The following is a 13,153-nucleotide window of genomic DNA, read 5'->3' on the forward strand; positions in this document are numbered from 1 at the left end:
TGGTGACTAATGACTGGGTCGGATCAGAAACCGCGGGCTTGCTCGTAACGCTCGATCGCGGGCGCTTGTTGCAGCAGGAAGCCGAGCTCGTCGACGCCATTCATCAGGCACACGCGCGCGAAGCCCTCGATGGGGAATTTCGCGGTCGCACCGGTCGGCAGCGTGAGCGTGGTCGTGTCGAGATCGATTTTCACGTTCGCGCCGGGATGGTTCGTCAGCCACTGGTGGGTCTGCTCATCGACGACGATGGGCAGCAGGCCGTTCTTCAGCGAGTTGTTACGGAAGATGTCGGCGATCTCGGTGCTGATGACGGCGCGGAAGCCGTAGTCCAGCAACGCCCAAGGCGCGTGCTCGCGTGACGAGCCGCAGCCGAAGTTGCGGCCGGCGACGAGAATGTCGCAGCCGGCGACCTCGGGCTTGTTCAGTATGAAATCGGATTTCACCGCGCCATTGGCGTCGTAACGCCAGTCGGCGAAGGCTTGTTTGCCCAGGCCTTCGCGCGTCGTCGTCGTGAGGAAGCGCGCGGGAATGATCTGGTCGGTGTCGATGTTCGTCACCGGAATGACGACAGTGCGAGACTCGATCGTGCGGATGGGTTGCATGGTCGGGTTCTCAGTGAGGGAGGTAGGCGCGGGGGTCGGCGATCTTGCCTGCAATCGCAGCGGCAGCCGCTGTAGCGGGGCTCGCGAGCAGCGTGCGTGCCCCTGCGCCCTGACGGCCTTCGAAGTTACGATTGCTGGTGCTGACCGCGTATTCGCCGCGACCTGCGGTGTCGCCGTTCATGCCGATGCACATCGAGCAGCCCGACTCTCGCCATTGCGCGCCGGCCTCGGTAAAGATCTTGTCGAGCCCCAGGCGCTCGGCTTCACGCTTCACCTGCTGCGAGCCGGGCACCACGAGCATGCGAACGCCGCTCGCGACCTTGTGGCCTTTGATCACGCCGGCGGCGAGCTCGAGATCGGACAGTCGTCCGTTGGTGCAGCTGCCGATGAACACGACCTGGATGGGCTTGCCGACCATCGGCTCGCCACCGTGCAGGCCCATGTAGTTCAGCGCCTTCGCGTGCACCGGATCGTTGGCGACCTCGGGCACGGTGCCGCTGATGGGAACGACCATGCCAGGATGCGTGCCGTAGCTGATCATCGGCTCGAGCTTGCTTGCGTCGATGCTGACGACGCGATCGAACTTCGCGCCCGGGTCGGTCTTCAATTCACGCCAGCGCGCGACGGCTTCGTCCCACGCTTTGCCTTGCGGAGCGAAGCGACGGCCCTTGAGGTACGCGAACGTTGTTTCATCCGGTGCGATCAAGCCGGCACGCGCGCCCGCTTCGATGGACATGTTGCAGACGGTCATGCGCTCTTCCATCGACAAGGCTTCGATGGCCGAGCCGCGGTATTCGATGACGTAGCCGGTGCCGCCGGACACGCCGATCTCACCGATGATGGCGAGGATCAAATCCTTGGCGGTGACGCCCGCACGCAGCTTGCCGGTCACTTCGATCGCAAGTGTCTTCGGCCGACGCTGCAGCAAGCATTGGGTCGCGAGCACGTGGCCCACTTCGGTGGTGCCGATGCCGAAGGCGAGGGCGCCAAACGCGCCGTGAGTCGCGGTGTGACTGTCGCCGCAAACGATGGTCTTGCCAGGCTGAGTCGCGCCCAACTCGGGACCGATCACGTGCACGATGCCGCGAGTGTCGCTGCTCATGTCGTGCAGCTCGACACCGAATTCACGGCAGTTCTTCTCGAACTCCTTCACCTGACGCGCGGCGGACTCGACCTTGATCGGCACGCGACCGAACACTTCGTCCGGATCGGTGGGCGTGGAGTGATCCATCGTCGCCAGCACGCGCTCGGGCCGGCGCACTTTCAGGTTCTGGGCGCGCAGCACGGAGAAGGCCTGCGGCGAAGTGACTTCGTGAACGAGGTGCAGGTCGATGTACAGCACCGCCGGCGTGTCGGCGGATTCGGGAACGACCTGGTGTTGTTCCCAGACTTTTTCGAACAGGGTCTTGGCAGTCATGGAGCTAGACCATTGAGCATGATGAAGCGGCAAGGATGCCAGGGCGGGTGGGGCGCGGGGGTGACGATTGCCGAGGGGGGCATCGTCGGCAGCGATGGGGCGCCGCCATTGCAGCGGCGCCCCTTTGAATCAACTGCTTAGGCGCCGACGGCCTGCTTCGAGCTGTCGTCGCACAGCTCCAGCCAGCCCCATTTGTCCGCGGTCTTGCCGGTGAACAGGCCGAAGAAGGCCGTCTGAATGGCTTCGGTGATCGGGCCGCGCTTGCCGGCGCCGACGGTGATCTTGTCGACCGAGCGTACCGGCGTGATTTCAGCGGCCGTGCCGGTCATGAAGATTTCGTCCGCGAGGTACAGGAACTCACGCGGCAGCGGTTGTTCGCGTACTTCAAACCCATGGGCTCGGGCGAGTGTCACGACGGTGTCGCGAGTGATGCCCTGGAGGATCGAGTTCGCGAGACCCGGCGTGTAGATCACTCCGTCGCGGATGATGAACAGATTCTCGCCGGCGCCTTCGCTGATGGTGCCATCCACGCCGAGGCCAATGCCTTCGGCAAAGCCCAGTCGCTTGGCTTCCATGCTGATCAGCTGGCTCGACAGGTAATTGCCGGCCGCCTTGCCGAGCGCGGGAATGGTGTTCGGTGCGAGGCGCTGCCACGATGACACCATCACGTCGACGCCGTTTTCCAGACCCTCGGAGCCGAGGTACGAGCCCCACTCGAAGGCCGCGACGACGGTGTCGATGGGCGGGGCAATCTTCGGCGCGACACCGATTTCGCCATAGCCGCGGAATGCGAACGGCCTGAGGTAGGCGCCCTCGGTGAGGCCGTTGACGTTGATGATCTGCTTGCACGCGGCGCTGATCTCGTCCTGCGTGTAGGGGATCTCGATGGAATAAATCTTCGCCGAATCGAACAGCCGACGGGTGTGATCCTTGAGACGAAAAATCACCGGGCCGTTCGGGGTCGGATAGGCGCGCTCGCCTTCGAATACCGTCGAGCCGTAATGCAGCGCGTGGGTCAGTACGTGGACCGTGGCTTTTTCCCAGGGCACCAGCTTGCCGTTGAACCAGATGTGTTTCGCTGCATCGAGGGGCATGTCGACTCTCCTGTGAGGGGGCCGCAGGCGAAAACGGCGCCCTGAGGCGCCGTTTCCGTTCACGACCGTCGTGAAATCAAGCTTTCTCTTCCTGCAACCAAGGCATGCGCTCGCGCAGCTTGGCACCGACCTTCTCGATCTTGTGGGTGAAGTCCGCCTTCATCATCTTGTTGTACTTCTTGCGGCCACTCTTGTTCTCGGCGATCCACTGACGTGCGAACTTGCCGTCCTGGATTTCCGTGAGGATCTTTTTCATTTCCTTCTTGGTGGACTTGTTGACCACGCGTGGGCCGCGCGTCAGATCGCCGTACTTGGCGGTCTCGGAAATGAACTGATGCATCTTGGTCAGACCGCCTTCGTGCAGCAGGTCGACGATCAGCTTCAGCTCGTGCAGGCACTCGTAGTAGGCGACTTCAGGCTGATAGCCGGCTTCCACCAGCGTCTCGAAACCCTTGACCACCAGCTCGGTGGCGCCGCCGCACAGCACGGCCTGCTCACCGAACAGATCGGTCTCGGTCTCTTCGGCGAAGGTCGTGGTCAGCACGCCGCCGCGAGTACCGCCGATGCCATCGGCGTAGGCGAGGGCGATGGCCTTCGCCTGCTTGTTCGTGTCCTGATACACGGCCAGCAGCGAGGGCACGCCGCGACCCTGCTGATACTGACGGCGCACCAGGCCGCCCGGGCCCTTCGGCGCGATCAGCACCACGTTCAGATCCTTGCGCGGCTTGATCTGCTTGAAGTGGATGTTGAAGCCGTGCGCGAACAGGATGGTGGCACCCTGTTTGATGTTGCCGATCACGGCCTGGTACAGATCCTTCTGGGTCAGATCCGGCGTCAGGAACGCGATCAGATCGGCGCCTTTCACCGCCTCGACCGGCTCGGCCACTGCCAGGCCGTCCTTCTTCGCCTTGGCGAAGCTGTCGCCCGACTTGCGCACGCCGACGATGACGTCGTAGCCGCTGTCCTTGAGGTTCAGCGCATGCGCGCGGCCCTGGCTGCCATAGCCCAGGATGGCGATGCGGGCCTTGGCCAAGGCCTTCTTGTTGACGTCCTTCTGCGAGTAGATCTGCGGCATGTCGCTCTCCGAGTAAAACAAGCTAAAAAGCGTGTGTGTGTTGAAAGAAATCTGTATCTCAAAAACGAGCGAACCCCGCCTCGGTCTGGGCCGGTGCGGGGTTCGTGTGGCGAATCTCTATCCTGTGATGGTCAGACGCCGGTCCCGCACTCGACCCGCCGCGGCAGGCCGGAGACGACTACACGCTCTGCTACAATGATCGAAGCGATCATTGCGAGGCCGACGATCTCGGCGGAAGCGTGCGTGACGGCGGGCATGGCCTAACTTGTAACGACGGGTGAAACGGTGGGTCGCGTCTGATTTGGTGCGTGAAAGCGCGCAAATGGCACCATATGGCTGCGTAACTTGTCAAGCAGCGCTACACTGGTGAGCGCTGCGTCACGGCTGTGAGCGGCACATGAACCTCCCTAAATCAGCTGACGATCGCCTCCGACCGTGACCACCATTTCCATTCCTTTGCAGCTGCTCCACGAAGATGAATTCGAGCAGTGGCGGACGGCTCAAGAAGAGCCGGTGCGCAACTGGGCGGCGACGCACGGCTTCAAGGCCGAACGAAACAAACTGCTGTTGCTGCCGGGCCCGCAAGGCCGGCCGATAGCGGTGATTGTCGGTCTCGGCAAGTACAATCCACGCGAGGAAGTGAGCTACTGGATCGGTGCGGGTCTGGCCGACCGGCTGCCCGATGGCCAGTACCATCTGGCGAGTGCATTGCCGGCGCGGGCCGCGACTCAGTTCGCCGCCGGCTGGGGGCACGGGCAATATCGTTTCGAGCGTTACAAGCGCGGCGGTCCACAGCGCTCGGTGCAGTTGCGGCTGCCTGAAGGCGCGGATACCTCGGAGGTGGAAAGATTGAGATCCGCCACTTCGCTGGCGCGCGATCTGGTCAATACGCCCGCCAACGACATGTCGCCCGAGGCGCTGGCGCAAGTGGCAATCGATGTCGCTCGCCGTCATGGCGCGCGTCATCGCGTCATCATCGGCGAGGACTTGCTGAAAGAACGGTTTCCGGCCGTGCACGCGGTCGGTCGGGCCGCCGCCGTCGCACCGAGGCTGGTCGACATCGAGTGGGGCGATGCCTCGAAGCCGAAAGTCACCCTGGTGGGCAAGGGGGTCTGCTTCGATACCGGCGGGCTGGACATCAAGCCCGGCGCATCGATGCTGTTGATGAAAAAAGACATGGGCGGTGCCGCGATCGCCCTGGCGCTGGCGCAGACCATCATGGATGCGAAGCTGCCGGTTCGTTTGCGCGTGATTCTGCCGATGGTCGAGAACTCGATCGCAGGTAACGCGTTGCGCCCGGGTGACGTGCTCGGCACGCGCAAGGGACTCACAGTTGAAGTCGGCAACACGGATGCAGAAGGACGCTTGATCCTGTGCGACGCTCTGGCGCTGGCCGATGAAGAGCAGCCCGACTTGCTGATCGACACCGCCACCCTGACCGGTGCGGCAAGAGTTGCACTCGGGCCGGAGTTGCCGGCGTTGTACAGCAACGATGACGCGGCGGCCGAGGAAGTCTTGCGAGCAGGCACCGCTGAATCCGATCCGCTGTGGCGCATGCCCTTGTGGCCGGGTTACGACGATGAGCTTTCCAGCAAAATCGCCGACGTGAACAACGTATCCACTTCGGGCTTCTCGGGCTCCATCATCGCGGGACTGTTCCTGCGTCGCTTCGTGAGCAACGCCCGGACCTGGTTGCACATCGATCTGTATGCCTGGAATAACAAAGAACGCCCGGGTCGGCCGGTCGGCGCGGAACCACACACGATTCGTGCGTTGTACGCTTTCCTCAAGCAGCGATATGCGCGTTGATTGATGGTTGCAAGCTCTACTCCCGACGTGGCTGACGCCGCTTCGATCGCGCCCCGGCATCTGGTCCTGCTGGTTTTGATGAACCTGGTCTGGGGCCTGAACCTCATTGCCTCGAAGATCGGCGTCGCGCAGTTTCCACCCATCCTGTTCACGGCGCTGCGCTTTGGATCGCTGGCGTTGTTTCTATTGCCGCTGTTGAAAATCCATCGCGGTCAGATGAGCAATCTGCTACTGGCGGCGATGCTGACCGGGCCGGCGGCATTCTCGCTGCTGTTTCTCGGGGTGAAGCACGCGGAGGACGCGGCAACGGTGGCGATCGCGAGCCAGATGAGCGTGCCAATTTCCACGCTGCTCTCGATCTGGCTGCTCGGTGAGACGATTCGATGGCGTCGTACGCTCGGCATCGCACTCGCGTTCGGCGGCATGGTCATCATCAGCTTCGATCCGCGCGTGTTTGCGTATTGGGAAGGATTGGCGCTGGTGGTGACGTCGACGTTCTTCGCCTCGCTCGGTTTGATTTTCGTGAAACGCCTGCACAACATCAAAGCACTGGAATTACAGGCCTGGATCGCGGTCGCGGGCGGTTCGACGCTGATGCTGTTGAGCCTGCTGTTCGAGCAGGATCAGATGGAAGCGGTTCGGGCGGCGGACTGGAAGGCATGGACGGCGCTCGCGTTCACGACGTTGATGTCGAGCTTGCTCGCGCACACGGCGTGGTACTACCTGGTCAGCAAATATCCAGTGACGAGCCTGTCGCCGATCACATTGCTGTCGCCGCTGTTCGGCATCTTCTTCGGCGTGACGTTGTTACACGATCAGTTGACCGCGCGCATGTTGCTCGGTGGCGCCGTGACGTTGATCGGCGTGTTCATCGTGGTGATGCGCGAGAAGAGGCTGGTCGATACCGGCACCTGAGCAGTCGCGAGTGGCGCTCTCGCGCCCTCGCTGCTATCGCCGTCGCCCGGCTCCTCAGGCACGATCCGTCTGGCTGCAGGCTATCGCCGTCGCTTGCTCGGTGGTGCGTTTGTTCGTATGGCCGGCCGTGCGGCCATGGGCGCCATGAACTTCGCGATCTCCACTGCGTCGATGGGGCGGTACTCGCCGGGTGCGAGTCCATCCAACGTCCACGGTCCGACCGACCATCGGATCAATCGCAGTGTCGGCAGGTTTACCGCGGCGGTCATCCGTCGTACCTGACGATTGCGACCTTCGCGAATCGTGAGCTTCAGCCAACCGGTCGGAATGGCCTTGCGAAACCGGATCGGCGGATCGCGCGGCCACAGCTCTTGCGGCTCGTCCATGCGCTCGGCGCCCGCCGGCAAGGTCATTCCATCGTTCAACTGCACGCCTCGCCGCAGTCGGGCCAGAGCGTCATCGCCGATCTCTCCTTCGACCTGCACGAAATAAGTTTTCTGCTGTTTCCAGCGCGGATCGGCCAGCTTGGTCTGTAACGGTCCCGAGTTCGTCAGCAGCACCAGTCCTTCGCTGTCGTAGTCGAGTCGACCGGCCGGCCGCATGCCTGGCGCGTACACGAAATCACGCAGGGTCGCCTTGCTGTCCTCACTGGTGAACTGCGTGAGTACGCGGAACGGCTTGTTGAGCAGGAGCAGGGCAGGCGAATCCATCGGGCGGATCAAATATGTTCGGCGGACGTGCGCACCAGATCGATGAAGCGTTGCACGGCCGCGGCATTTTCGCCACGTCGACAGGCGAGAATCAGCGGCGCCGTGAGCTGTGGCATGTCTTCGAGCTTGCGATAGACGATGCCGTCCATCTGCAGACGTTGCAACGAGGCGGGCACGATCGACACGCCGATGCCGGCGGCGACGAGATTCAGCGTGGAAATGATTCGCGGCGCTTCCTGTCCGACGCGAGGGCTGAATCCCGCGCTTCGGCAAGCGGCGATGATGGTGTCATACAGGCCCGGACCGCCGGGACGTTTGTAAAGTACGAATGTTTCTTTTGCGAGCTCGGACAAGGGTAGCAGCACGCTGCGACTGAAACTGCTGCGACGGGCGAAGATGTGGCCGGTCGGTAACGCCACCAGCATTTTCTCCTCCAGCAACGGCTGCACGGTGAGTCCGACCACATCGGCGACCGGCGATCGAATGAATGCCGCGTCGATGTCCTCGTTGTGCAATCCCTGCACCAGCTCGCTGCTGCCACTTTCCTCGAGCATCATCGAAACCAGCGGCGCCGCTTCCCGAAACGCGCGCAACACTCGAGGCACGAACGGGTGAAACGGAGCGGAGCTGGTAAAGCCGACGACCACTCGGCCTTCCTCGCCGCGGGCGGTCCGGCGGGTGGTCGCGACCGCCCGATCCACCTGGTCCAGGATGGCCCGGGCCCGATCCAGAAAGGCCTGGCCGGCATCGGTCAGCTCGACCCCGCGCGGCTGGCGACGGAACAGCTGGGCATCCAGCTCCTGCTCCAGCGCCCGGATCTGCATGGACAGCGGCGGCTGCTGAATGCCCAGGCGCTCAGCGGCCCGGGTCATGTGCTTTTCTTCAGCCACAGCAATGAAGTAGCGCAAATGTCTCAGTTCCATGATGAGATATTTATCAGATATCGGTTTCTAACTCACCATATATTTTACCCACAGGCGAGAAGTCGCTAAGGTGCGCCCACTTTGGCAAATGGGGAGCGGCAATGGCGACCAATCCGGCGGTGAACCCGACCACGGGTATTGAGCTTCGCGGGGCGATGAAGCCCGGCTATGAGGCGATCCTGACCCCCGATGCCCTGGACTTCATCGCCGAACTGACGCGTCGATTTGGCGATCGTGTGGCCGCGCTATTGGAGGCTCGTAGCGCCCGCCAGCGTCAGCTGGATGACGGCGCGCTGCCGGACTTTCTCGCCGAGACGCGCAGTGTTCGCGAAAGCGATTGGCGGGTGACGACCATTCCCGCCGACCTGCAGGATCGCCGCGTCGAGATCACAGGCCCGACCGATCGCAAGATGATCATCAACGCGCTGAACTCCGGCGCCAAGGTGTTCATGGCCGACTGCGAAGATTCGATGACGCCGACCTGGGACAACGTCGTGCAGGGCCAGATCAATCTGCGCGATGCGGTGAACCGCTCGATCTCCTTCTCGAATCCCGATGGCAAGCAGTACCGCCTCAATCCGCAGATCGCAACGCTGATCGTCCGTCCGCGCGGCTGGCATCTGTTCGAGAAACATATCTATGTGGACGGCCGCCGCGCGCCGGGTGCGTTCGTCGACTTCGGCCTGTATCTGTTCCACAACCACGCCGCTCTGAAAGCCCGTGGCACCGGGCCGTATTTCTATTTGCCGAAGCTCGAGAGTCATCTGGAAGCGCGGTTGTGGGCGGATGTGTTCCGTTACGCCGAGGGCAAGCTCGGGCTCGCCTCGCAGACCATCAAGGCCACGGTGTTGATCGAGACCATTCTCGCGGCATTCGAGATGGACGAGATCCTGTTCGAGCTCAAGGACTACATCGTCGCGCTCAATTGCGGCCGCTGGGACTACATTTTCAGCTTCATCAAGAAGTTCGCGCGCCGGCCGGATTTCGTGCTGCCGGATCGGCAGCAGGTGACCATGACCACGCACTTCCTGCGTTCGTATTCGAAGCTGGTGATTCGCACCTGCCATCGTCGCGGCGCGTTCGCGATGGGCGGCATGGCGGCGCAGATTCCGATCAAGAACGACCCGAAAGCCAACGATGAGGCCATCGCCAAGGTGCGCGCCGACAAGGAGCGCGAGGCCGGTGACGGTCACGATGGCACGTGGGTCGCGCATCCGGGCCTGGTGCCGGTGGCGATGGAAGTGTTCGATCGTTTGATGCCGACGCCGAATCAGCTGGACAAGATTCCCGAGATCGACGTCACCGCCAAGGATCTGTTGCAGATTCCGCAGGGCACGATCACCGAAGCCGGGTTGCGCGGCAACGTGAGCGTGTCGATTCAATATCTCGCTGCATGGCTCGGGGGGTTGGGTTGCGTGCCCATCAATAATTTGATGGAAGACGCGGCGACTGCGGAAATTTCTCGCGCACAGATCTGGCAGTGGATCAAACATCCCGCCGGCGTGCTCGATGACGGGCGCAAGGTCACGGCGGAGCTGTTCCGCGCGATCAGCAAGGAAGAGCTGGCGAAGTTGCGCGCCGCTGTCGGCGACAAAGCCTTCGCCACGGGCAACTTCGAGCGGGCTGCCGCGTTGATCGATGAGATCACGACGGGAGCTGAGTTCGAGACGTTCATAACGCTGCCGGCTTATCGGGTCATCCACTAGGCCGCGCGAAAAGCTACTGCGGCTTCCCGCCCGCTCAGTGCCACAGCTAAAGAGCAGGAAGTGGCGGGAAGCCTGCAGACCTGATTGAAACGAGGGATCGGGCATCGTGCCGCGACCCTCGTGCGAGCTGGCAAAAAGGCGTGACTTTTTTGCTGCTCGCCGCCGCCTGAGGCGGCGGGGTACATTCATGTACCCGTAGGGTGGCTACAATGCAGGGATGAGCAAGCCATCCGCCCGCAAGGCCAAGCGCGCCGAGCCTATTTCCATTCCTCGCAGCACCAAGAGCGCGCCGCTCAAGCAGCTCGCGCTGAGCGATGACGCGCCCTCGAACGGCTTGTGGCCTTCGGATGGGGAAGTCTTCGACCGTACCTGCACCGATTGCCCGCGCCTGGCGGCGTTTCTGGAGGAGGGGCGGAAGCAACATCCCGACTACTACTGCGCCCCCGTCGCGCCCTTCGGCGATCGCAAGGCGCGCCTGATCATCATCGGCCTCGCACCCGGCTTTCATGGGGCGAATGCGACCGGCCGCCCGTTCACCGGCGACTACGCGGGTGTGCTGCTGTACCAGACGCTGCACAAGTTTGGATTTGCCAACAAGCCGGAGTCGATTCATCGCAATGACGGCCTGAAGCTGATCGATGCCCGCATCTCGAACGCAGTGAAGTGCGTGCCGCCGGATAACAAGCCGCTGCCGGTCGAGATCACGACCTGCAATCATTATCTGCAGGCTGAGCTTGCGAGTACACCGAAGAATGTCGTACTGCTGGCGTTGGGCTCGATCGGTCACAACGCGGTTCTGCGCACGCTCGGATTGAAGGCGAGTGAGTATAAGTTCGGGCACGCCGCGGAGTTCAAGCTGCCGGGCGGACAGTGGCTGATCGATTCGTACCACTGCAGCCGCTACAACACCAATACGCGACGGCTGACGGAAGAGATGTTCGAGGCGGTGTTCGCGCGCGCGAAGCAACTGATCGGATCGGCTCATTGATCGGGGTCGTACCGCCGATCCAGGAACGTCCCGAAATGCCTGACCAGCGCTGACTGGCTTCATCCTCTAAAATGGCGCCATGACCGGTTCATCGAGCGCCCCCTTCGACTCCAAGCTGTTCCTGGCCAACGTGAGCCAGCGCCCGGGCGTCTATCGCATGATAGGCGCCGACGGCGAGGTGCTGTACGTCGGCAAGGCGCGCAATCTCAAGAACCGGCTCACGACCTACTTCGTCGGCAAGGCGCAGGCGGCGAAGACCATGGCGATGGTCTCGCAGGTGGCCAATGTCGAAGTGACGGTCACGGCTTCGGAGACCGAGGCGCTGCTGCTCGAGTACAACTTGATCAAGCGGCATCGGCCGCGCTTCAACGTGACTCTGCGCGACGACAAGAGTTTTCCGTACCTCTACGTCACAACCGAACAGGAATACCCACGCGTCAGCTTCTACCGAGGCAGTCGCAAGCTGCCGGGCCGCTTCTTCGGGCCTTACCCCAACGCGCGGGCCACGCGCGAAACCATCCTGCTGCTACAGAAGCTGTTCCTGCTCCGTCCGTGCAGCGACTCGTTCTTCGCCAATCGCTCCCGCCCGTGCCTGCAGCACCAGATCAAGCGCTGCTCCGGGCCGTGTGTGCGGTTGATCTCGCCGGAGGAGTATGGCCAGGACGTGAACGATGCGATCAAGGTGCTGGAAGGCAAGGGCGGTGAGCTGATCGACGATCTGGCTCAGCGCATGGAGCAGGCCTCGCAGGCGCTGGAGTTCGAGAAGGCCGCGCGACTGCGCGATCAGATCAATGGCATCAAGTCGATCCACTCGACTCAATCGGTGACGCGCAACGCCACCGAGGATATCGACGCCGTGGCGCTCGTCTCCCATGGCAGCGATCATTGCGTGTCCATCGTGTTCGTGCGTGGCGGGCGCAATCTCGGCAGCAGCAACTTCTTTCCGAAGCCGGGTATCGCCGAAGCGGGTGAGTTGCTCTCGGGCTTCCTCGCGCAGTACTACCTGGGCAGCGAGGCGCCGGCGGAGATCCTGATCAACGAGCAGATCGAGGATGCCGACACGCTCGAGCAGGCGTTGACCGAGCGCATGCAGCGTTCGGTTCGTATCCGGCCGAACGTTCGCGGTGTCCGTGCGCGTTGGCTGGAGATGGCGCGTACCAACGCCGAGTTGGGCGTGAAGATGCGCCGCGCGACCGAGGCGACGAGTGTCGAACAGCTGCAAGCTATGCAAGAGGTGTTCAATCTGCCAAATCCGCCGGCGCGTATAGAGTGCTTCGACATCAGTCACACGATGGGTGAGCGTGCCGTGGCGTCGTGCGTCGTGTTCGGTCCGGAAGGGCCGATCAAGAGCGATTATCGGCGCTTCAACATCGAGGGGATTGCGGGCGGCGACGACTACGGCGCCATGCGCCAGGCACTGTCGCGACGGTATGCTCGCATCAAGAAGGGCGAAGCCCCGACCCCCGACGTGCTGCTGATCGACGGTGGTCCGGGCCAGCTTGCCCAGGCCACGGAAGTGCTGAACGAGCTGGAGATCAATAATGTGTTGATCGCGGGTGTGGCGAAGGGCGCGGATCGCCGGCCGGGACAGGAGCGCTTGTTCCTGCCCGGGCACGAGCTGCCGACCGTGCTGCCGCCGGATTCACCCGCCCTGCACTTGATTCAGCGCGTGCGCGACGAGGCGCATCGGTTCGCGATCACCGGCCACCGGGCGCGGCGGGGCAAAGCGCGGACTCAGTCCGTTCTGGAGACGGTGCCGGGGCTCGGGCCGCGCAAACGCAGGGAACTGCTGCGCCAGTTCGGCGGTCTCCAAGGGGTGACTCGCGCGGGAATCGACGATTTGGCCAAGGTTCACGGCATCAGTCGCAAACTGGCGCAATCTATCTATGACACATTGCACGCGAACGGCTGAAA

General features: G+C 62.8%; 11 protein-coding genes. 5 read left to right on the forward strand and 6 right to left on the reverse strand.

Annotated features, from left to right (window positions below):
• Positions 1–23: 23 nt before the first annotated feature.
• The 4 genes from leuD to ilvC form a co-directional block, all read right to left on the reverse strand.
• Positions 24–602, reverse strand: a complete 579-nt coding sequence (gene leuD, locus EKO19_RS25895) for a 3-isopropylmalate dehydratase small subunit (protein WP_129779963.1) — start codon at positions 600–602, stop codon at positions 24–26.
• A gap of 10 nt (positions 603–612) precedes the next feature.
• Positions 613–2,019: a 3-isopropylmalate dehydratase large subunit gene (gene leuC, locus EKO19_RS25900; RefSeq protein WP_129779965.1), complete on the reverse strand. Its 1,407-nt coding sequence runs from the start codon at positions 2,017–2,019 to the stop codon at positions 613–615.
• 137 nt (positions 2,020–2,156) lie between these two features.
• A complete protein-coding gene (locus EKO19_RS25905) occupies positions 2,157–3,113 on the reverse strand; it encodes a branched-chain amino acid transaminase (protein ID WP_129779967.1) in 957 nt (318 codons plus the stop codon).
• Positions 3,114–3,189: 76 nt separating this feature from the next.
• Positions 3,190–4,188 (reverse strand): ketol-acid reductoisomerase, encoded by a 999-nt coding sequence (gene ilvC, locus EKO19_RS25910; RefSeq protein ID WP_129779969.1) that lies wholly within the window; start codon positions 4,186–4,188, stop codon positions 3,190–3,192.
• Between the two features lie 435 nt (positions 4,189–4,623).
• Between ilvC and EKO19_RS25915 the strand changes: the two genes are divergently transcribed.
• Together EKO19_RS25915 and EKO19_RS25920 are read left to right on the forward strand one after the other, a co-directional pair.
• Positions 4,624–5,997, forward strand: coding sequence for a leucyl aminopeptidase family protein (locus tag EKO19_RS25915; protein WP_217705588.1), 1,374 nt, complete (start codon positions 4,624–4,626; stop codon positions 5,995–5,997).
• A 3-nt stretch (positions 5,998–6,000) separates the two neighbouring features.
• A complete protein-coding gene (locus EKO19_RS25920) occupies positions 6,001–6,912 on the forward strand; it encodes a DMT family transporter (RefSeq protein WP_129779971.1) in 912 nt (303 codons plus the stop codon).
• An 80-nt stretch (positions 6,913–6,992) separates the two neighbouring features.
• Here EKO19_RS25920 and EKO19_RS25925 read toward each other — a convergent pair whose 3' ends face one another.
• Both EKO19_RS25925 and EKO19_RS25930 read right to left on the reverse strand, forming a co-directional pair.
• Positions 6,993–7,622 carry a pseudouridine synthase gene (locus EKO19_RS25925; RefSeq protein WP_129779973.1) on the reverse strand — a complete coding sequence of 210 codons (630 nt, stop codon included), beginning with the start codon at positions 7,620–7,622 and terminating at the stop codon, positions 6,993–6,995.
• A gap of 8 nt (positions 7,623–7,630) precedes the next feature.
• Positions 7,631–8,545, reverse strand: coding sequence for a LysR substrate-binding domain-containing protein (locus EKO19_RS25930; RefSeq protein ID WP_129779975.1), 915 nt, complete (start codon positions 8,543–8,545; stop codon positions 7,631–7,633).
• 101 nt (positions 8,546–8,646) lie between these two features.
• Between EKO19_RS25930 and aceB the strand changes: the two genes are divergently transcribed.
• The 3 genes from aceB (at position 8,647) to uvrC (ending at position 13,151) form a co-directional block, all read left to right on the forward strand.
• The gene (gene aceB, locus EKO19_RS25935) at positions 8,647–10,251 is read left to right on the forward strand and encodes a malate synthase A (RefSeq protein WP_129779977.1); all 1,605 of its coding nucleotides are present in this window, start codon (positions 8,647–8,649) and stop codon (positions 10,249–10,251) included.
• Positions 10,252–10,585: 334 nt separating this feature from the next.
• Positions 10,586–11,239: a uracil-DNA glycosylase gene (locus tag EKO19_RS25940; RefSeq protein ID WP_407676666.1), complete on the forward strand. Its 654-nt coding sequence runs from the start codon at positions 10,586–10,588 to the stop codon at positions 11,237–11,239.
• Between the two features lie 79 nt (positions 11,240–11,318).
• Complete coding sequence (uvrC, locus tag EKO19_RS25945) at positions 11,319–13,151, forward strand: excinuclease ABC subunit UvrC (protein ID WP_129779981.1); 1,833 nt, start codon at positions 11,319–11,321, stop codon at positions 13,149–13,151.
• Positions 13,152–13,153: the final 2 nt, after the last annotated feature.

The sequence above is a fragment of the Peristeroidobacter soli genome (assembly GCF_004138485.1).
In the GTDB taxonomy this organism is placed as follows: domain Bacteria; phylum Pseudomonadota; class Gammaproteobacteria; order Steroidobacterales; family Steroidobacteraceae; genus Steroidobacter; species Steroidobacter soli.